14 protein-coding genes are annotated in these 21255 nt (G+C 38.1%); 11 read left to right on the plus strand and 3 right to left on the minus strand.

The window, feature by feature from the left end; all coding sequences use genetic code 11:
* The first annotated feature begins 12 nt into the window (after positions 1-12).
* Both ACTB00_RS10670 and ACTB00_RS10675 read left to right on the plus strand, forming a co-directional pair.
* A complete protein-coding gene (locus tag ACTB00_RS10670; protein WP_463299910.1) occupies positions 13-723 on the plus strand; it encodes a hypothetical protein in 711 nt (236 codons plus the stop codon).
* Between the two features lie 149 nt (positions 724-872).
* Complete coding sequence (locus tag ACTB00_RS10675) at positions 873-3761, plus strand: TolB family protein (RefSeq protein ID WP_463299911.1); 2889 nt, start codon at positions 873-875, stop codon at positions 3759-3761.
* On the opposite strand, the gene ACTB00_RS10680 is transcribed toward ACTB00_RS10675, so the two are convergent.
* Positions 3753-4613: a metallophosphoesterase gene (locus ACTB00_RS10680; RefSeq protein WP_463299912.1), complete on the minus strand. Its 861-nt coding sequence runs from the start codon at positions 4611-4613 to the stop codon at positions 3753-3755. The two genes, ACTB00_RS10675 and ACTB00_RS10680, sit on opposite strands and share 9 nt — an antisense overlap.
* A gap of 1133 nt (positions 4614-5746) precedes the next feature.
* Here ACTB00_RS10680 and ACTB00_RS10685 point away from each other — a divergent pair.
* The 8 genes from ACTB00_RS10685 to ACTB00_RS10720 all read left to right on the plus strand — a co-directional run bounded on the left by ACTB00_RS10685 (position 5747) and on the right by ACTB00_RS10720 (position 13952).
* A complete protein-coding gene (locus ACTB00_RS10685) occupies positions 5747-6202 on the plus strand; it encodes a helix-turn-helix domain-containing protein (protein WP_463299913.1) in 456 nt (151 codons plus the stop codon).
* 133 nt (positions 6203-6335) lie between these two features.
* Positions 6336-7109 carry a dihydroorotate dehydrogenase electron transfer subunit gene (locus ACTB00_RS10690; protein ID WP_463299914.1) on the plus strand — a complete coding sequence of 258 codons (774 nt, stop codon included), beginning with the start codon at positions 6336-6338 and terminating at the stop codon, positions 7107-7109.
* The gene (locus ACTB00_RS10695; RefSeq protein WP_463299915.1) at positions 7103-8014 is read left to right on the plus strand and encodes a dihydroorotate dehydrogenase; all 912 of its coding nucleotides are present in this window, start codon (positions 7103-7105) and stop codon (positions 8012-8014) included. Before ACTB00_RS10690 ends, ACTB00_RS10695 begins: the two co-directional genes overlap by 7 nt.
* 26 nt (positions 8015-8040) lie before the next feature.
* Positions 8041-9345, plus strand: coding sequence for a serine hydrolase domain-containing protein (locus ACTB00_RS10700; protein WP_463299916.1), 1305 nt, complete (start codon positions 8041-8043; stop codon positions 9343-9345).
* Between the two features lie 103 nt (positions 9346-9448).
* Positions 9449-9901: a hypothetical protein gene (locus ACTB00_RS10705; protein WP_463299917.1), complete on the plus strand. Its 453-nt coding sequence runs from the start codon at positions 9449-9451 to the stop codon at positions 9899-9901.
* A gap of 179 nt (positions 9902-10080) precedes the next feature.
* Positions 10081-11379, plus strand: a complete 1299-nt coding sequence (locus ACTB00_RS10710; protein WP_463299918.1) for a dihydrolipoamide acetyltransferase family protein — start codon at positions 10081-10083, stop codon at positions 11377-11379.
* A 7-nt stretch (positions 11380-11386) separates the two neighbouring features.
* On the plus strand, positions 11387-13432 hold the full coding sequence (locus ACTB00_RS10715) for an alpha-ketoacid dehydrogenase subunit alpha/beta (RefSeq protein ID WP_463299919.1): 2046 nt from the start codon (positions 11387-11389) through the stop codon (positions 13430-13432).
* 10 nt (positions 13433-13442) lie between these two features.
* Complete coding sequence (locus tag ACTB00_RS10720; protein WP_463299920.1) at positions 13443-13952, plus strand: flavodoxin; 510 nt, start codon at positions 13443-13445, stop codon at positions 13950-13952.
* Between the two features lie 636 nt (positions 13953-14588).
* Here the strand turns inward: ACTB00_RS10720 and ACTB00_RS10725 are convergent.
* Positions 14589-15791, minus strand: a complete 1203-nt coding sequence (locus ACTB00_RS10725; RefSeq protein ID WP_463299921.1) for a tetratricopeptide repeat protein — start codon at positions 15789-15791, stop codon at positions 14589-14591.
* Positions 15792-15882: 91 nt separating this feature from the next.
* Positions 15883-18396 (minus strand): DNA gyrase subunit A, encoded by a 2514-nt coding sequence (gyrA, locus tag ACTB00_RS10730; RefSeq protein WP_463299922.1) that lies wholly within the window; start codon positions 18394-18396, stop codon positions 15883-15885.
* A gap of 282 nt (positions 18397-18678) precedes the next feature.
* Between gyrA and ACTB00_RS10735 the strand changes: the two genes are divergently transcribed.
* The gene (locus tag ACTB00_RS10735; protein ID WP_463299923.1) at positions 18679-21204 is read left to right on the plus strand and encodes an ATP-dependent Clp protease ATP-binding subunit; all 2526 of its coding nucleotides are present in this window, start codon (positions 18679-18681) and stop codon (positions 21202-21204) included.
* Positions 21205-21255: the final 51 nt, after the last annotated feature.

Raw genomic sequence — 21255 nt, forward strand, 5'->3', positions numbered from 1 at the left:
AAACCTTCAACAATGGAACTAATCAATTACGTGAGTTTAAGACCAACTTTAGGTGGTAGTTTTAGCAACGGATGGCAAGTAATGAAAAAGTATTTCTTGTATTTGCTTCTGGTTGTCATTGTTGTTGGCATGGTGACAGGTCCTTCTGTCGGATTTAAAATAAATTATAATTCAGGAGATTATGGTTTTATTCACAGTTTTCCTTTCAATGGCGACAACATATTGCTATCGATAGGTGCTTTTTTCCTGATTCTTTTTGGCATTGCGTATTACTTTTTGGTGGTGCCGGTTTTTGAATACAGTGCCAAACTGATTTATATTGATGCGGTTCGTGATAAAGACATAGAATTTCAAAAATTGATTGCCGGATTTCATAACTATTTGAACGTTATTCTGGCCAACTTGTTAAAAAGTGCCTTAGTGGCTATGGGCTTTATATTTTTTATTATTCCGGGAATTATTCTTATTTGCCGGTTGTCATTTGTTTCTTATTTGGTAATGGATAAAGAACTGGACGCGATACAGGCCATTGAGCAAAGTTGGAAACTAACCCGTGGAATTGGCTGGACAATCTTTGGAATGGGAATCTTTTCTTTTTTTATCATCATTTGCGGATTAGCTCTTCTTATTGTTGGAATCTTCCCGGCTATTATTTGGGTAAACTCTTCATTTGCATCCCTTTATCAGGCAGCAATAAATACGCACGAAAGTTATTTGGAATGAAACACAATCATTAATTCAGAAGATATTAAAAATGCCGAAAATTTTATCCGGCATTTTTTGTTTATATTCAATTCGAAAAATAAATGACTTTCATTCTCGTTTGTCTAACATGCCTAGTTCTTCGAATCAGTTAGAGTATTGAAATCCGCATGAAACACTTTTTTATAATTATTGTCATCACACTTCTGATAGTTCCTGTTACGGGCTATTCGCAATATTTCTCAACTGGGCAGGAGCCGGCAAAAATAAAATGGAGACAAATTAATACTGAGCATTTCCAGCTCATTTATCCTGAAGAATACGAACAAAAAGCTCAACAGTTGGCTTACGTTTTTGAAAAAACTTATGACTATGGCTATCAAACCTTAGGTCATTCACCTCGGAAGATTTCTGTAATGCTGCATACACACACCGTGCAATCAAATGGATTGGTTGCCTGGGCTCCAAAACGGATGGAATTATTCACAACTCCACACCAGAAAATTTACGCACAGGATTGGCTGGAAGAACTCGCCATTCACGAATTCCGGCATGTGGTGCAGATGGATAAAATTCAGGATGAACTACCAGCTTTGTTGCCGATTTTGTTTGGAGAACAAGCTGCGGCAGCAGTGGTTGGAGCTTATTTGCCATTTTGGTTTATTGAAGGCGATGCGGTGGTAGCCGAGACAGCTCTCAGCAACTCGGGGAGGGGGAGACTTGCTTCCTTTTTAATGGAGAACAAAGCTCAGGTTGTTGAGAATGGATTATACTCATACAACAAAGCTTCGCTTGGATCATTCAAAGATTTTGTGCCAAACCGCTATAAATTTGGTTATTGGATGGTTGGAGGAACCCGTAAAAAATATGGTTCCAACGTTTGGTCAAAAGTGCTCAGCGAAATTGCCCAAAAGCCATTGTCTATCAGTCCGGTCAATCGTATTTTGAAGCAAGAAACCGGTTTCAATCAGCGAGGTTTGTATCAGGATTTATTTCTGGATTATCAAGAAAAGTGGAATGAAGAAATCAATTCCCTGACACAGACAACATCGACGTTCATTACGAAGGCATCAAAATTTTACTCCAACTACACGCAGGCTTTTCCGGCAAACGACTCAACAATTATTGCACTGAAACGAGATCGATCTGACTTGACTCGAATTGTAGAAATAAGCTCTGATAAGGAAAAAACAATCTTTACTCCCGGAAGCATTTTTCAAGAGTCTTTTTCCGGTCGTGAAAACATGCTGATATGGTCAGAAAGACGTCCCAATGTGAGGTGGACACATGCAGACCGATCAGTGATTGTTATTTATAATCAAACAACAGAAGTAAAGAAAGTTTTTTCTATTGAAAATAAGCTATTTAGCCCGACGTTATCACCTGATTTGACCCGTTTTGCAGCTGTGGAAGTCGACAAGACAAATCATTATTTTTTGTCAATATTTAATTTGAAAACAGGAGAGAGGCTCAAGCAATTTCAGCTACCTCAAAATCAGTTTATTTTCACTCCTTGCTGGGATGATCGAGGACAGATGCTCTACTTTGTTTCGTTGTCTTCAAAAGGTAAGTCTTTAACAAGCATCTCAATTGACAATGGACAATTTGAAACATTACTGAACGGTGGCTTTCATGAAATTAGAAGCCCGTACTACTACGATGGCAAAGTTTATTTTACAGGTTCGTTTACCGGTATTGATAATATTTACAGTTTTAATTTAAGATCGAACGAAACGAAGCAGCTGAGCTCCGTCCGGTTTGGAGCAGATTATCCGGCCATCATTGGGAGTCAATTACTGTTCAGCAACTATTCGTCAGGTGGTTACCAATTGGCAGTTCTATCTTCAAATAGTTTTCTAAATAAACCTTTTGATGAAATTCAGCTGAAAAAATACGAGTTGGCAAATACACTGGCCGAACAAGAAAAGCAAGTGATTGATTTCTCAGGAAAAGAAGAAGCTAGCTATAACACAAAACCATATCGAAAAGCGGCTCACCTTTTTAATTTTCATAGCTGGGCTCCGGCATATGTTGATGTGAATGACTATGATATTGAGCCGGGCATCTCTCTTTTTTCGCAAAACAAACTAGGAACTGCTGAAACTCGTTTGGGTTACGAATATAACCTGCAAGAAGAAACAGGAAAATATATTGCAGGATTTACCTATTCAGGATTTTTCCCGGTCTTAGATGCCGAATTCAATTATGGGAAGCGAAAATCTCAATATTTTCAGATCAAAAATACAGTCGATCAAGCGGGTAATGTGGTGGATAGCGATACAACCATACAGCAATTTTCATGGAATCAACTTCGTTTTGATGGGGGTATTTCCTTTCCATTACACTTTAGCCAGGGGCAATTTTCGCAATACATTCGTCCGCAAGTGGAGTATTCTTATCAACGTATTTCGCACACGAACACAACACCTCCGGAATTTCCCAGCGGCTTTTACCATTCGATAGCGTACCAATTGTATTTGCAAAATTCGACAGGCCTTGCTGAGCTTGATTTGGCACCCCGGTTTGCTCAAACATTGGAACTTACTCTTCGTAATGGACTAAAAAGCAAAAGTGAAATTGGTACTTTATCAGCGATTCAGTCCAACTTATTCTTCCCGGGCATCTGCCGAAATCATGGAATCAAGCTTTATAACGGTTTTCAAACCAATGAACAAGGTTCTTCTTTTGCTAATCACGTTCGTTTTCCGCGCGGATATAGTAGTTTTCAGAATACAAAAATGTATTCAATGGGAATCGACTATATCATGCCATTGCTTTACCCGGATTTGAGTGTTGGGAAATTTATTTATTTAAAGCGTCTGCGGACATCGCTATTTTACGATTTTGCCAATGTGAGAGGAAATAGCTATTCTGCTGAAGGCGAATATATTGGATCTTTTTCGCGAGATATGAATTCTGTAGGAATTGACTTATTGGGTGACGGACATCTGTTGCGTATCGTTACTCCGGTAACAGTTGGTATCCGCAATGCATACCATCCGAAAGAGCAAAGCTTCTATTTTCAATTTCTATTTTCTGTCAACTTTGATTCACTTTGACCGAAGAGTGAATACGGTTATTTCCGGCACCATTTCAATCCGGCCAAGTAAACCAACACATCCTAAACCGCGGTTTACATAGAGGTACTGATCGCCATGTTTGTAAAGGCCTCCCCAATATTTCTGAATAAAGTACATAGGGCTAAACTCAATGCCGGCAAACTGAATTCCCGATTGTGCCGCGTGAGTATGTCCGCTCAACGATAAAGGCACGTCCGTTTTTGTAATAACCCGATCAGCCCAGTGTGCAGGATCATGAGTCATCAGAATTTTAAAGGATTGCTTTTCTGTATTTTTCATCGCCATACCTAAATCAGCATATTGAGGAAAAGGAGGGTGGCCCCAGTTTTCGACACCAATAATTTCTACCGATTCATTGTTGATATCTATTTCTACAGATTCATTCAAAAGCAGCTCAAAGCCGGCATCTTCAATCATTCCTTCTAAGGTTTGATGATTGAATTGCTTTTGCTCTTTACTTTCCCAGTTAGAATAATCTCCATAATCGTGGTTGCCCAAAATGGCATATTTACCATAGCTTGCTTTCATGGCGGTAAATTCATCTTCAAAGCCTAGCATTTCCTGGTAGTAATTATTAACCATGTCGCCGGTAAATAAAATCAAATCAGGATGAAAGCTGTTAATCTCGTCAGCCGCCCGCCGAATAAAACTGTCATCTTCAAAGCCTCCAAGGTGAATGTCCGATATCTGAACAATTGTTGTTTTATCCAGTGCATCAGGAAGCGAGTCGAGATATATTTCCTGCTTAATCACTCTTAACGTTTTTCGCCCAAATGTAATCCCATAGCCAATGTTAATCATGAGTCCAAGGCTAATAATAAGCGAGCTCATTAATAAAATGCGACTGAAATATCTTGCTTTAAACAAGCGAAAAACAAGAGAAATAAGGTAGCTAACAGCCAATAAAAACTTGGGAGTAAGGATTAGAAAAGACACTGAGATGACGAAATAGAAAAAATCATAATTATCCGTTTCTCGTATTTTCGAAGGATTCAAAAAGCCGAAAGCTAAAATTCCAATCAGAACTGCACTTAAAAGCCAATAAATATACGCAAAAGGTTTCCTTGACTTTTGGGACGATGATAATGTGCGTAGAGCCAGGAAAGCAGAAAATTCAATGGCAATAATTATTGCAAAAAATATAAATACACCCGATGCTGGAATTCCTCTCATGGTAAATGAAAAATATAATTGAATAGAACGAATTTAAAAAGCTATTTTTAATAACAGGGTACATGCTGAGCTTTTTCACAAAAAAAATTAATGAAAAACATCAGACCATGATAAATGTAAAGTTTAAACCTTAATTTTTGCCAGTTTATAACAAAACTCAAACGATTTACATTTACAATAGTATTGTAACTTGCTTAACACTAATACGAAGCACTCAGTGTGGTGTCGTTTAAAGTCTCTGATAATCTAATATTTTCTACTTATCGGTCGATTACACATAAATCAATACAGGATTTTTATCTTTTATAGATTTTGCATCTTTTCATTTGTAAATCCAATATAGTTCACAAATAAAAACACGTAAATAATACAAATGTGTGCCAGATTGCATGAAGGCAATTTAGAAATACCCGACACAAGTAACATTTATAACCACAAAAGGGTACTTCCGTAAACTCCAAAAACCAAAGACCGACTAACTAGTCGACAACCTATACATCAAGACTTAATCCACTGTATATCATACTAAAATAAACCATTACTTAAAGTGCATTAAGCTCAGGAGTCCAACAAGGAGCGACATACACCACTCATAGCCATATTTATTCTTTTTAAGTTGCTATTATTCAATAATATACAGGAATCAAATATAGTAATAAATAAATACTATTTACATTAATGATCACTTGGGGGACGTGTGTTGTTTACAAAAGTATCACAGAGGTTGTTACGTTTTGTTTCTTGATTTGATTCTGATTTGTTACTTTTGTAGAAAAGTAAAATTCTAATAAATGAATACCCGGATAAAACGATTTATGGATCATAAGGGCATTACATCATCAGAGCTTGCTGATTCAATTGGTGTACAAAGATCAAACGTTACCCATGTGCTACACGGACGAAATAAACCAAGCTTTCAGTTTATATCTAAAATGCTGGAGAAATATCCGGAAATCAATGCCAAATGGCTCATAATGGGTGATGGTGACATGCTTGAGCGGGGCGCGACACAAAGTTCTCCGCAATTGTTTCCACAAAATAGTCCGATACCCGACGTTGGGTCACCACCGATAAAAGAGGAAATTTCTTCTTCCTCAATTAAAAAGCCCATTGAGCCAATACTTTCAGAAAGCGAACAAAAGCAGGCTGCAACTCCTGATTTTGTTAAGAAAACAGAAAAAACAATTGAGCGTATTGTGGTTTTCTATACCGATCAAACTTTTAGAGAGTACGGTCCTACGAAATAAATTTTTCTGGTTATATTTGCGAGCAAATTTGTATCGTATGAAATGCGTTATTGACAATTGATGCCCTTATTTTCGATAGCTCAATAACAAAATTACATGTGTTACCCTTTAGTAACGTTCAAAGAATATACGAATGAAAAAGACAGTAGAGGAGCTACTTCTGATTAAAAACACCCAATTAAATCATGATAATTTCAGACTGGATTTAAAGTCATCTGCAAAATTGCCTCAAATATTTCCAGGGCAGTTTGTTAATGTAGAGATAAAGAAATCAACTGAAATATTTCTAAGACGCCCATTTTCAGTACTTGATGTCGACTACGAAAATAACACTTTCTCTTTATTGGTAAAAATATTGGGAAGAGGATCAAACGTACTAACGACCTATCAGGCTGGAGATAAGATTAGCGTTATCTATCCGCTTGGCAGCAGCTTTTCAATACCTGAAAAAGACAACAAAGTGTTGCTTATAGGTGGAGGTAGTGGTGTTGCCCCCATGTTGTTTTTGGCTAAAATATGCGGTTTAGATCCCCAAAATGTTCATGTATTACTTGGTGCAAGAAGTAAACAAGATCATGTAGATATTACTGCATATAAACACGTTGGAAATTTTTACCACACAACCGAAGATGGTAGCCTGGGAGAAAAAGGATTTGTAACCCATCATCCTGTTTTTAAAAGTGAATTGACTGCTTTTGACAGAATTTACACTTGTGGACCCGATTTAATGATGAAAGCTGTAGCAAAGGAAGCTGCTAAAAATCAAGTGTCTTGCGAGGTTTCCCTTGAAAATATGATGGCTTGCGGTTTCGGCGTGTGCTTGTGTTGCGTTGAAAAAACAATTGAAGGTAATCAATGTGTATGTACCGATGGACCAGTATTTAATATTAATAAACTAACATGGTAGACTTAAGTATTCGAATTAAAGATCTTGTATTTAAAAATCCGGTTTTAACAGCATCGGGAACGTGTGGTTTTGGTGAAGAAATTGCAGACTTTGTAGACCTATCGAAACTTGGCGGCGTTGTTATGAAAGGAACTACCCTAAAGCCAAGACAAGGAAATGACTATCCCCGAATGGCTGAAACACCCTCAGGGATGTTAAATGCTGTAGGACTTCAAAATAAAGGTGTAGACAACTTTGAAAAAAATATTTATCCCAACATCAAAGATATTGACAGCCAGTTTATAGTCAATGTAAATGGTTCTACCATCGAAGAATATGTGGAACTAACCGAACGGATTAATGCGTTGGACAAAATTCCGGCTATAGAGTTAAATATTAGCTGCCCGAACGTAAAGGAAGGCGGAATGGCTTTTGGGGTGAGTTGCCCATCTGCCGAAGCTGTTGTTCGAGCGGTTCGAAAAGTATACGATAAACCGCTAATCGTGAAACTTTCTCCAAACGTTACCGATATAACTGAAATAGCACGTGCGGTTGAAGGGCAGGGAGCTGATGCAGTATCTTTAGTAAATACGTTTTTAGGAATGGCTGTTGATGCAAATAGCCGCAAGCCTGTTTTGTCGACCATTACCGGTGGACTTTCGGGGCCTGCAATTAAACCGTTAGCACTACGAATGGTTTGGCAAGTGTATAATTCAGTAAAAATTCCTATCATTGGCATGGGCGGAATAATGAACGCGACCGATGCAATTGAATTTATGATAGCTGGTGCTTCGGCCGTGCAAGTGGGCACAGCTATTTTTATCGACCCAACTATTCCTGTTCAGATTGTAGATGGAATTAATAACTATTTAGAATTAAATAAAATACAGAATGCCAGCGACTTAGTTGGATGCTTACAAATGTAAGCACGCCTAATTTAGATTTGTAATATATGCGATATTTGAGATACTCTATATTTATTATCATTTTTTTATTGTCCTTTGGTTCGACACGAATTAGCAGGAAAAAGCAAGTTCCGGCCTATTATGAACTTGAATTGAAAGGATTAAATTTTCGCATACAAAACGACCTCTCAGATTTTAAACAGTCAAGGTACATCAAAAAGCAGGTCGAAAGGTTCATTCAGCGTTGGGAACTCAATGGTGTTTCAATAGCGATCATTAAAGACGAAAAACTTATTTATGCTCAAGGATTTGGGGATGCTGATAAAGCAGGAAATAAAGTACAACCTGGTAGTTTGTTTCGCGTTGCAAGCGTTTCAAAACTGATTACTGCAGTAGCGATCATGAAACTGGTTGAAGATGGCAGACTAGATCTTTCTGATAAGGTGTTTGGACCCGGCGCCGTCATTGATAACCAGTATTTCAGAGATGTCCGCGATTCAAAACTTTACAGTATTACTGTACGAAACCTGTTAGCTCACTCGGGTGGCTGGTCTCAGCGCTATGGAGATCCGGCTTTTCATTCGCTGAGTATTGCAGATAAAGTAGGCGACACACCACCTGCAACAATGGAAACCTATTCGAAATACATCGCCAGCCGACGTCTCTCATTTCCACCTGGAACACAAGTTTCGTATTCGAACATGGGTTATATGTTTTTAGGCGAAGTTATTTCAGCTGTTAGTGGTAAAAGCTATGAAGATTTTGTTCGCGAAGAAGTTTTAATTCCCAATGGCATATTGGACATGCATATTGGGCACAGCGATAAAACATATAAATATCCCAATGAAGTTGACTATTTTGAGCAACGGGGAAGTTTGCAAATATTTGATTTTGCCGGACAAGGTTTAAAAGTTCCAAAATCGGATGGCGGTAATCCAATCGAATTATTGGGAGCTGCAGGAGGTTGGATTTGCTCTTCGGTGGAGCTTGCCCGTTTACTGGTCTTAATCGATGGACATCCAGAAGTTAAAGATGTATTAAAAGATGGCTCAATTCTGGAAATGACTGACAACACCTATGCTAAAGGTCCTTTGGGATGGAGAGCAACAAATGATTATGGCACCTGGGCGCGTACTGGAAGCATGGCAGGTTCGGTGGCCATGTTAAAAAGACAAAAAAATGGGCTTAACTGGATCTTTCTTTCAAATACAAGTAGTTGGAAAGGATCTAAATTTCCGTATGAAATTAATCGCTTTATGCAGCGTTTAACGGGGCGGATTAAGGAATGGCCGCAGCAAGATCTCTTTAATTATTACCCAATTGATATTCTTCCTTTAGCAATTAATAATTGACCATTTGATTTAATGTTCTTTAGCATTATTCAATCCATAATTCTAGATCTATCTCATTTTTTTCTAAATTTAGCAGGAAATCGATTTGAGGAGGAAAGAATTTATGAAGTTATTGTTTTGCGCCGCTTGCTTATTTATCACCCTATCCACCTGGGCACAGGAAGTTTTTCAATTTCAAGGAGCATCATGCCAAATACCGGAAATTAAAGAGTGTGCGCATGATAAATTATTAGGAGAAACCATTTCTGTAAAATTGGAGCAATTCAATCAAATCTATACAAAAAAAGTAAATTGTGGACCTCCCAGTTATATCTCCTCGGTAGAAATAAAAAAGCCAGACTTATATTACTCAGTGCAGAAACTCACTCACCACTACCGCAAGTGTATGAGAAAAGACATTCTTTCATTAGAAAAAGTCGAAAAAGAAATGATTGAAATAATAAATAAATCGATCGCTATTTTCAATCAAAAAACTGACTCCGTGGAACAAGAATTAAGACAGGCTAACAATTCGAAAGAGATTATTCGTGTTTTCGATAGAATTGTTATCCAATAATAACTTTCTCTGTTAATTTTCATCGGATTATTTTTTTATCATAAAACATGGCTCAATGGCTTATCCAGCCTATTGATTAAGATTATTTCGTATCCGCTTTGCGTCTTGAACTTTTCAATTCCTAGCTTGTTGAATAAATTGAATTTTCGAGAATAATCAAATGTTAAATAAATAAAAGTATGTCAGAGTTCAAGATCCTAATTCCAAAACTGGGTGAAAGTGTTCAGGAGGCTACGATTACGAAATGGTTCGTCAAAGAAGGAGATACAATTGAAGAAGATGATCCGATTTTTGAAGTGGCAACAGATAAGGTAGATTCTGAAATCCCATCATCGGTTGATGGAGTAGTATCCAAAATTCTCTTTAAGGAAGACGATGTAGTTCCTGTAGGAGAAGTAGTGGCTATTATTAAAATAGATGAGGAAGATGATGAATCAGAGAATGTAAAAGAAACCTCTGAAGTAAAGAATAAAGAAGTAGAGTCAGAAGAGCCTGCTGAAAAAACTGAAGACGTTTCGGCAGTCAAAGCTTCTGATATTAAATCAAGTTCAAATCGCTTTTACTCTCCATTAGTGAAAAGTATCGCTGAAAAAGAAAATGTTACGCTGGAAGAGCTTGAAAGTATTGAAGGTTCTGGTCAGAATGGAAGAGTTCAAAAGAATGACTTGCTGAAATTTATAGAAGATAAAAAAGCTGTAAAATCAGCTCCGGCCGAGAGTAAACCCGCTTCAAAACCTTCGGCACCAAAAGTTAGTCCTTCAATTGGAGCTAGTGATCAGATTATTGAAATGGACCGGGTACGCAAATTAATTGCGGATCACATGGTTCGGTCAAAACAAACTTCACCTCATGTTACTTCTGTTGTGGAAGCTGATGTGACAAATCTGGTTCTGTGGAGAAATAAAGTTAAAAATGAGTTTCAGGAAAAGTATGGTGAAAAAATCACATTCATGCCGGTCTTTACCGAGGCTGTTGCCAAGGCTTTGGTTGAATTCCCCGTTGTAAACTCATCGGTTGATGGTGATAAGATTTACCTACACAAATCGGCCAACGTCGCTATTGCTGTGGCCAAACCTGATGGTAACCTGGTTGTACCAGTGATTAAAGAAGCCGAGCAAAAGAACTTGGTTGGTATCACCAAAAAGCTGAATCAATTAGCTGAAGGTGCACGATCTAATAAATTAAGACCGGAAGACTACCAAGGTGGAACCTTTACAATTACTAATTTCGGTTCATTCAGAAATGTAATTGGCACCCCAATTATCAATCAACCCCAAGTAGCAATTCTGGCTACCGGAACGATAGAAAAGAAACCTGCCGTTATGGAAACTCCGACAGGAGACGCGATTGTCGTAAGACATAAAATGTTCCTTTCTCTTTCGTATGACCATCGAATTATTGATGGAGCGATGGGAGGTGCATTTGTAAGACGGATCGCCGATCTTCTAGAAGAATTTGACATAAACAGACAAATATAAATTACACATGAGCAGTATTTATCCCAAGATTTACACAATAAAGAATGTAGATAAGGAAACTCTTGAGAAGTGGTATACCAAATGGGTAGTGGGCCGCAGACTTGATGAAAGAGCTCCCAACTACCTCAAACAAGCCATCGGCTGGTCTTATCATGCTCCTTATGCCGGACATGACGGAATACAGTTTGCTATTGGTCAACATTTTGACAAAAAAACCGACCATCTTTTCCCATATTACCGAGACATGATGACTTGTTTCTCTGCCGGTTTAACCGAAGAAGAAATCTTATTGAACGGAATTTCAAAGGCTACTGATGTGGCTGGCGGTGGACGGCATATGTCCAACCACTTCGCTAAGCCGGAATGGAATATTCACAATGTCTCTTCATGTACCGGAAATCACGATCTGCATGCAGTAGGAGTTGCCAGGGCTATAAAGTATTATGGACAAAAAGGAGTTGCTATTACCTCGCATGGTGAGTCTTCGGTTAGCGAAGGCTATGTTTACGAAGCAATAAATGGGGCTTCGCGCGAGAAGCTTCCCGTAATATTTGTTTTGCAGGACAATGGCTACGGAATTTCAGTTCCCAAGCACATGCAAACAGCTAACCGTAAAGCAGCAAATAATTTTATCGGATTCAAAAATTTGAGAATCATTCATTGCAATGGTAAAGATGTTTTTGACTCCATGAATGCGATGGCTGAAGCTAAAAAGCATGTTCTTGAAGTTGGAGAGCCTGTTATTTTGCAAGCCAATTGTGTTCGTATTGAGTCGCACTCGAATTCAGATCGGCATGAGCTGTATCGCAGTGAAAATGAGCGCAATTATGTTCGTGTTTACGATCCATTGGCTAAATTTCGCCGGATGTTGCTAAAATATAACCGGTTCACCGAAGAAGAACTTCAGACTATTGAGGAAAACGCCAAAGGCATTGTCAAAGCTGCTCATAAAAAAGCGATGAAAGCTCCAGATCCGGATCCAGCAAGTATTTTTGATTTTGTGATGCCGGAGCCTTATCAAGCAGAGAAATATCCTGACGGAGTTCATAGTCACGATGGCGATAAAGTTAAACTTGTTGAAGCGATCAATAAAACGCTGAAGGAAGAATTTCGTGCAAATCCGGACACGTTTATCTGGGGACAGGATGTGGCCAATAAAGAAAAAGGTGGTGCCTTCAATGTAACAAAAGGAATGCAGCAGGAATTTGGTGAGCAACGAGTATTTAGTGCTCCAATTGCCGAAGATTTTATTGTTGGAACTGCAAATGGAATGAGCCGTTTTAACGATAAAATCAGAATCGTTATTGAAGGAGCTGAATTTGCTGATTATTTTTGGCCGGCAATGGAACAGTATGTTGAATCCAGCCATGAGTATTGGCGTTCAAACGGGCAATTTGTTCCGAATATGACTATTCGATTAGCTTCTGGTGGTTACATTGGCGGTGGTTTGTATCACTCTCAAAATATTGAAGGTGCCTTGGCAACAATGCCTGGGGTTCGGATAGTTTACCCAACGTTTGCAGATGATGCTGCAGGATTATTGCGAACCGCAATCAGATCGAAAGGAATAACCGTATTTATGGAGCCTAAAGCACTATACAATGCACCACAGGCTGCTACTCCAATTCCTGATGACTTTGAAGTCCCGTTTGGAAAAGCCCGTATTCGAAGAGAAGGAAGTGATATTACCCTGGTAACCTATGGGAATACATTAATTTACAGTTTGCAAGCTGCTGAAAAACTTGAAGAAGAAGGAATTGACGTCGAAGTAATCGATTTAAGATCGATTGTTCCACTTGATAAAGAGACAATTCTTAACTCTGTGAAAAAAACGAATAAAGTAATGGTTGTTCATGAAGATAAAGTTTTTGCTGGTTTTGGTTCAGAGGTTACTTCTATGATTATGGAGGAAGCTTTCGAACACCTCGATGCACCAGTGAAGAGGGTCGGTTCACCTTATACTCCGGTAGGATTTAACAGGATTCTTGAAAAAGCCATTCTGCCTGATACGGATAAAATTGTGGCTACAGCTAAAGAGTTAATTGCATACTAAAAGGAAGATCATGAGCAAAACAGGTATATTTTACAGCTTTCATACAAATAAGACCTCTAAAGTAGCCGAAAAGATTATACAAGCTTTAGGAAATAAAAATCTTGAAGTCGTGAATGCTGAGGAGGTAACTGAAGAAAATTTCCTTCAGTTTGACAAGTATATTATAGGTGTTGCAACCTGGTGGGACGGAGAATTACCCAACTATTGGGATGAGCTTGTTCCAGCCATTGAGGATATGGATTTATCGGGCAAGACGTTTGCTATATTTGGCTTAGGAGATCAAAAGTTTTACCCGGAAAATTTTAATGATGGTGTGGGTATTTTTGCCGAATTGGTTGAATCCAGAGGCGCTAAGGTTGTCGGTCAGACTTCACGCGAAGGATATAATTACGAAAAATCAAGAGCTGAAAGAGGTGATAACGAGTGGAGTGGCCTTTGTCTTGATCAGGAAAATCAAGCACGATTATCAAAAGGAAGAATCGACAAATGGGTTGAAACTCTAAAGAAGTCAGGGTTTTAACGATCAATCAAAAAAAAGTAAGAAAAGAGCGTGGGGATTCCTTTAATTCCATGCTCTTTTTTATTCAAAACGAACTACGCAAAGCCTTATTGCAAGAATCAGATAAAGCTGTTATAATCTCATGAAGTTACATATGTACCCACTGATCACACTTACTAACAGCACACTAGCCGTCATCATTGTGACTAGTTACATTTGTGTATTTTAGTTTGTACGTTAATTCCTTTGTCTTAATTCTCCGAATTCTTTGAAGAAGTGCGGTGTGTTTCATGAACAGGTTGATGTAAGCTTTTTTTGTTTTTTCACACTGAACTCCTTGAGAATTTAATATTTGACGTATCCTTATAGATGGACAGAAATACGAGAAATTAATTAAATACAGGAAGTGGTTTATTTAGATCTATTGAGGCTGTTCAATTGATGATGTTTAGCGAGTCTATATCAGATACGCGAATTCCTCTGTTTATTAGACCTTCTGGATGGTATTAAGTTTGTTTGTTTACTCTTCGTTAGAAGTTATTGAAATGCATTGATCAATGCTTAAAACAGCTCCATATATTTGTCTTATAGTTGATATTATGTTATTTTCATATATTGAAAAAAAGGAGAGAAAATTTCCCTCCTTAAAATATGTTCTTATTGCTTCAGTTCTTCAAGCTTAGCATTTACTTCATCAAACTTATCCATCATCTTCAAACGATAATACAAAGTCTTTAACGTTTCTAATGAACTCATTTGAGTTTGTGGTGCATCTTTAGAATATTCCGCGGCTTTTTCCATTGGTGGAATTGCTTTTTTGAAGTGGACATCAGCTTTGCTTTTCTCTTCTTCATATTTCTCTGGTTCATTAGTTGGAACCGAATTTGCGACTTCTATTTGCTTAACTCCCTCGTTATAATAAATCGCACCCAGATTATAATAAGCATCTGCAAAATCGTCTTTCAATTCAATCGCACTTTTATATGCTTCGATCGCTTTTTCGATATCTCCAATTTTGTCGTAAAGCGAACCTTTTGCAAAATGAAATGAAGCGTTTTCAGGATCTTGTTCAATTGCCAATTCCAAGTACTTCATCGCATCATCTACCTTATCTGAATTCAGATAAATATTAATCATACCCACCAGAATTGAACTGGTTTCCGGATATTTCTCAAATCCCCGTTGGTAGGTTTCTAATGCTGCTGCAGTGTCTTGTTGCATAACGTAGCAAGAAGCAATCAACTCAAAAGTCCGTGCACCATTGTAATCGTGTTTAGCAGCCTCTTCATAATATTTGATGGCTTCATCATATTTTTCAGCATTATAAGCGGCTAAACCAGCATTGAAAATAATCACTGTATCTACGGCTTGCGGATTTTCTTCGTCTTTCATTAATGGCATACCTTCAATCTCAAGAATCTGCTTAAATGATTGCAAAGCTAGCTCGTAGTTATTATCGTTAAAAGCCTGTACGGCTTGATTTGTAAAATCCGAAATCAACAGCGTAAGTTTAATTTTCACTGCGTTATCATTACGATCTTTATCGTCTAACTCTAATGCCTTTTTATACGACTTTAAAGCTTCTGATAATGGGTTCTCTGATAACTTCTTGTAATTCTCGTTGTCAGAGCTAAATATAGCCTGAAAAATCTCTCCTCTAACTTCCCATGTTCTGGGCCAGTCAATGGTTTTATCAGATTTATCATTACTCGGGTTGATTGTTTCCTCAATCGTTGTATAGGCTTCGTCAAGCTTACCAGCGTCTTTATAGCTTTGAGCGCTTGACACCTTACCTTTCTGTGCAAAAACAGCCGAAACTGAAATTATAAGTGCAATTAGAATAAATGTTCTCTTCATCATCTTTTAGTAATTATTAATTTTAGATTTTTCTACAAATTTAATTTTTTTATAAACCAGTACAAATCTATGACTAATAAAGCATTATGATTCATCATGATTCATCTTCTGGTCCTGTTGGTTCGTCACCAGTTATTATTTCATCTGAAAGTTCTTCATCACTCGTATTTTCGAATGTTACCCGAGCTATCGATGCGATCTTGTCCTCGCCTTTCAGGTTGATTAGTCTTACTCCTTGAGCAGCTCTGCCCATAACGCGTAAAGCTGAAATTGGAAGTCTTATCGTCAAGCCTTTTTGTGTAATAATCATCAAGTCATTTTCATCAAGAACGCTTTTAATTGCAATTAGACTTCCGGTTTTTTCAGTGATGTTAATTGTTTTAACACCTTTACCTCCCCTATTGGTAATTCGGTAATCCTCGATGCTTGATCGTTTTCCATATCCTTTTTCAGAAACAACAAGAACGTCTTCGGACTCATTCTCCACACAGATCATGCCAACAACTTCATCGTTCTCATTTCCAAGGGTTATGCCTCGTACTCCTGATGCTGTCCTACCAATTGATCTAACAATATCTTCATGAAAACGAATAGCTTTACCCGATTTTACGGCGATCATAATGTCATGGCTTCCGTTAGTCAGGCGTGCCTCTAGCAGTTGATCTCCTTCCCGAATGGTAATTGCGTTCACCCCATTTTGGCGAGGTCGAGAATAAGCTTCTAATGAGGTCTTTTTGATAATACCCTTCTTGGTACAAAGGATGATATAATTGTTGTTGATGTATTCTTCGTCATCCAATCGCTTCACTTTATTAAAGGCGAGTACTTGGTCATCTGGTTCAATGTTTAACAAGTTTTGAATCGCACGTCCCTTTGAGGTTCTTGTGCCTTCTGGAATTTGATAGACTTTCAACCAAAAACATTTCCCTTTTTCGGTAAATAAAAGCAGGGTGTTATGCATTGTCGCAATAAACATGTGCTCAAGGAAATCTTCATCACGGGTTGAACCACCTTTTGAACCAACGCCTCCCCTGCCTTGAATTTTAAAATCAGTTAGCGGTGTACGTTTAATATAGCCCAAATGAGAAATCGTGATTACCATTTCTTCATCAGCATAGAAGTCTTCAGGATTGAATTCTTCAGCATTCGGAATAATCTCCGTTTTACGTTCGTCTCCGTATTTCTCTTTAATTTCGAGCAATTCGTCTTTAATAATGCTCATTCGCAATTCTTCGTTCGCCAGAATTTCGCGGCAATACTCTATAAATTGCATGATTTCTTCGTACTCAGAACGCAACTTGTCTTGCTCCAGCCCTGTTAATTGGCGCAATCGCATTTCAACAATAGCTCTGGCTTGTACTTCAGACAGTTCAAATTTCTCAATAAGACGCTCTCTGGCTTCATCCGGAGTTTTTGAACTTCGAATCAATGCGATTACTTCGTCGATGTTATCGCTGGCAATAATCAAACCTTCCAGAATATGAGCTCTTTTCTCAGCCTGCTCCAGTTCGTACTGAGTTCTTCTAACGACAACATCGTGTCGATGTTCTACAAAATAATGGATCAGATCTTTCAGGTTCAGCATTCTTGGCCGTCCTTTAACCAATGCAATATTATTTACGCTGAAACTGGTTTGAAGCTGAGTGTATTTATATAGCTTATTTAAAACAACATTCGATATTTCATCTTTCTTAATGTCGATGACTATCCGCATACCGTCACGGTCAGATTCATCATTGACATTCGAAATTCCTTCAATTTTCTTTTCATTGACTAATTCAGCAGTTTTCATAATCATTTCTGCTTTATTAACCAAATAAGGAATCTCGGTAATTACAATTTTTTCACGACCATTGGGTTGAACTTCCACATGCGCTTTACCTCTTAAAACAATTCGCCCACGACCTGTTTCAAAAGCTTCTTCAACCCCTTTGTATCCGTAAATAATTCCACCGGTAGGAAAATCCGGAGCTTTAATGATTGGAATAAGCTCTTTAATATCAATTTCCGGATTGTCAACGTATGCCACGATGGCATCAATTGTATCTGAAAGGTTGTGTGGTGGCATATTTGTTGCCATTCCGACAGCAATTCCCGATCCTCCATTGACTAAAAGTCCAGGAATTCTGGTTGGTAAAACCGTAGGTTCGTTTAATGATTCATCAAAATTTGGTTGTAGATCAACCGTATTTTTGTCCAAATCCTGTAATGTTTCTTCGGCAATTTTAGTCAATCTTGCTTCAGTATAACGCATTGCAGCCGGGCTGTCCCCGTCCACTGAGCCAAAGTTTCCCTGTCCGTCTACCAATGGGTATCTCAATGACCAGTGTTGTGCCATACGTACCATCGTAAAATAAACAGAAGAGTCGCCATGAGGGTGATACTTACCAAGCACCTCTCCTACAATTCTTGCAGATTTTTTATACGGACGGTTTGAAAGTATTCCTAACTCGCTCATTCCAAACAAGACACGACGATGTACCGGTTTTAATCCATCCCTCACATCAGGCAATGCTCTTGAAACAATGACTGACATCGAATAATCGATGTAAGCAGACTTCATCTGCTCTTCAATATTTATTTTTATAATTTTTTCGCCTTCAGCCATTTAATCCTCCTTTTAAAGAAATTTTATGTTGAAATTTTTTTGACATACAAAAATATAAAAATACTAGTAATACCAGCTATTCAAAGCGGTTAATAATTGCCTGCATTCAATAAGATTTTAACATTATCATGTTTAAAAATCCGTGCCAATTAATCTATGAGTAGATAAATATTGATTAATTTTAGCATTAAATACAATGCTAGAGCTTCGGGGGGGCAACCAACATTTCGGAATAGTATTTGTTAAAAGAGAAATAAGTTAATAATTCAAAAGTACATTAATATGGATTCTCAATTCTCACCAAGAATAAAAGATGTTCTTACCTATAGTCGTGAAGAAGCTATCCGGTTAGGAAATGAGCAGATTGGGCTTGAGCATATTTTTCTGGGGATTTTGAGAGAAGGAGAAGGGATTGCAATTGATATTCTTACGAATTTAGGAGTTAATTTGTCAGAAATAAAGGAAGCGATAGAAACAACGCTTCGAACCGAAAATACAATTGATTCACAAGCATCCGTTCAACTCTTAAAATCAGCAGAGAAAGCACTTAAGCTAGTGTATCTGGAAGCAAGGGCTTTCAATAGTACTACGATAAATACCGGCCATTTACTTTTAGCTTTATTGAAAGATAAAGACAGCCAGATTTCATCATTATTGGGTGATTTTCACGTAAATTATTATATCTTGAAATCGAGATTAGAAGATTATAAACAACCAGAAGGAAAATCAGACTTTGGCGACGAAGATGATGTAGACGATCCTTTTTCAAAGCAACCTCCACAAGGGGGAAGTTCTTCTTCAAAGAAAGGAGCAGGTGCAAAATCAGAAACACCGGTATTGGATAATTTCGGAATAGATGTTACAAAAGCTGCCGAAGAAAATAACCTTGACCCTATCGTCGGTCGTGAAAAAGAAATTGAACGCTTAGCTCAAATACTTTCGCGTCGTAAAAAGAATAATCCGATTTTAATTGGAGAACCAGGTGTTGGTAAATCAGCAATCGCTGAGGGTTTAGCTCTTCGGATCATTCAAAAGAAAGTCTCAAGAGTATTGTTTGATAAACGAGTGGTCAGTCTTGATATCGCATCAATTGTAGCCGGAACAAAATACCGAGGACAATTTGAGGAACGCATGAAAGCCATTTTAAATGAGCTGGCAAAAGTGAACAATGTTATCTTATTCATTGATGAAATACATACCATTGTTGGAGCAGGAGGAGCAACAGGATCGCTTGATGCGGCCAACATGCTGAAACCGGCTTTAGCTCGTGGCGACATTCAATGTATTGGAGCAACCACATTGGATGAGTACCGTCAGCAAATTGAAAAAGATGGAGCCTTGGAACGTCGTTTTCAAAAGGTAATGATAGATCCGACTTCGGTGGATGAAACAATTGAGATTCTGAATAACATTAAAGAGCGTTATGAGGATCACCACAATGTTTATTATTCACCCAAAGCCATCGAAGCTTGCGTTAAGTTAACAGCACGCTATATTACCGATCGGTTTTTGCCGGACAAAGCCATTGATGCTTTGGACGAAGCCGGCTCACGAGTGCATATTTCAAACATTAATGTTCCTGACCGGATTGTTAAGCTGGAAGAAAAAATTGAAAATACCCGCGAAGAAAAGATTAAGGCTGTAAAAAGCCAGAATTTTGAGGTTGCAGCAAACTATCGCGACAAAGAAAAAAATCTACTCCAACTGCTTGATGAAGAAAAAGAAGCTTGGGAAAAAGAGCTAATTAGCCATCGAGAAGTTGTAGAAGAAGAAAAAGTTGCTGAAGTGGTTGCCATGATGTCAGGGGTTCCAGTACAACGTATTGCTCAAGCTGAGGGAATCCGCCTGATGAATATGGGTGATAAATTGAAAGGCAGTGTTGTTGGACAAGACGATGCGATTGCTAAAATTGTTAAGGCGATTCAACGAAACCGTGCCGGACTGAAAGATCCGAATAAGCCAATTGGATCCTTTGTTTTTCTTGGACCAACCGGAGTTGGTAAAACTCAGTTGGCAAAAGTAATCGCCCGATATTTATTTGATAGTATTGATTCTCTTATCAGGGTTGACATGAGTGAGTATATGGAGAAATTCTCTGTGTCTCGTTTAGTGGGCGCTCCTCCCGGATATATTGGGTACGAAGAAGGCGGTCAGTTAACTGAGAAAGTTCGTCGTAAGCCATATTCAGTTATACTATTGGATGAGATTGAAAAAGCTCACCCCGATGTCTTTCACTTATTATTGCAAGTGCTTGATGAAGGTCGGTTGACTGATAGCTTGGGGCGTAATATCGACTTTAAGAATACGATCATCATTATGACTTCAAATATTGGCTCGCGCCAGCTGAAAGATTTTGGTCGCGGGGTAGGCTTTTCTACTCCAAAGTCTGCAGAAGACGAAAACGATCATGCAAAATACATTGTTCAAAAGGCGTTGAAGCGAGCATTTGCTCCTGAGTTTTTGAACCGGATTGATGATGTGATCATGTTTAATACGCTTTCAAAAGAAGATATCTTTAAAATTATTGATATTGAGTTGAAAGACCTTTATGCTCGGGTAGAGTCGTTAAATTATAAGTTGAAAATTTCGAGAGCCGCAAAAGATTTTATTGCCGAAAAAGGCTATGATACGCAATATGGTGCAAGACCCTTAAAAAGAGCTATTCAGAAATATCTGGAAGATGAAATGGCCGAGGTTATTATTAAAGCTTCGATAACCGAAGGTGACACCATTTCGATTGGCTTTGATAAGAAATTGGAAAAAATAAAAGTCAAAATTTTAACGACTAAAGATACAACGACTAAATAAAAGCAAAAAAGCCGGTTAATCATTAACCGGCTTTTTTTTGATGTAAATTTT

The sequence above is a fragment of the Sunxiuqinia sp. genome (assembly GCF_055140945.1).

Bases quoted from the DNA above. Each gene is read 5' to 3' on its own strand.
- gyrA (WP_463299922.1), bottom strand. From the start codon at position 18,396: ATGGCTGAAGGCGAAAAAATTATAAAAATAAATATTGAAGAGCAGATG.
- ACTB00_RS10695 (WP_463299915.1), top strand. From the start codon at position 7,103: ATGGTAGACTTAAGTATTCGAATTAAAGATCTTGTATTTAAAAATCCG.
- ACTB00_RS10720 (WP_463299920.1), top strand. From the start codon at position 13,443: ATGAGCAAAACAGGTATATTTTACAGCTTTCATACAAATAAGACCTCT.
- ACTB00_RS10735 (WP_463299923.1), top strand. From the start codon at position 18,679: ATGGATTCTCAATTCTCACCAAGAATAAAAGATGTTCTTACCTATAGT.
- ACTB00_RS10710 (WP_463299918.1), top strand. From the start codon at position 10,081: ATGTCAGAGTTCAAGATCCTAATTCCAAAACTGGGTGAAAGTGTTCAG.
- ACTB00_RS10685 (WP_463299913.1), top strand. From the start codon at position 5,747: ATGAATACCCGGATAAAACGATTTATGGATCATAAGGGCATTACATCA.
- ACTB00_RS10690 (WP_463299914.1), top strand. From the start codon at position 6,336: ATGAAAAAGACAGTAGAGGAGCTACTTCTGATTAAAAACACCCAATTA.
- ACTB00_RS10700 (WP_463299916.1), top strand. From the start codon at position 8,041: ATGCGATATTTGAGATACTCTATATTTATTATCATTTTTTTATTGTCC.
- ACTB00_RS10680 (WP_463299912.1), bottom strand. From the start codon at position 4,613: ATGAGCTCGCTTATTATTAGCCTTGGACTCATGATTAACATTGGCTAT.
- ACTB00_RS10705 (WP_463299917.1), top strand. From the start codon at position 9,449: ATGAAGTTATTGTTTTGCGCCGCTTGCTTATTTATCACCCTATCCACC.
- ACTB00_RS10675 (WP_463299911.1), top strand. From the start codon at position 873: ATGAAACACTTTTTTATAATTATTGTCATCACACTTCTGATAGTTCCT.
- ACTB00_RS10670 (WP_463299910.1), top strand. From the start codon at position 13: ATGGAACTAATCAATTACGTGAGTTTAAGACCAACTTTAGGTGGTAGT.
- ACTB00_RS10725 (WP_463299921.1), bottom strand. From the start codon at position 15,791: ATGATGAAGAGAACATTTATTCTAATTGCACTTATAATTTCAGTTTCG.
- ACTB00_RS10715 (WP_463299919.1), top strand. From the start codon at position 11,387: ATGAGCAGTATTTATCCCAAGATTTACACAATAAAGAATGTAGATAAG.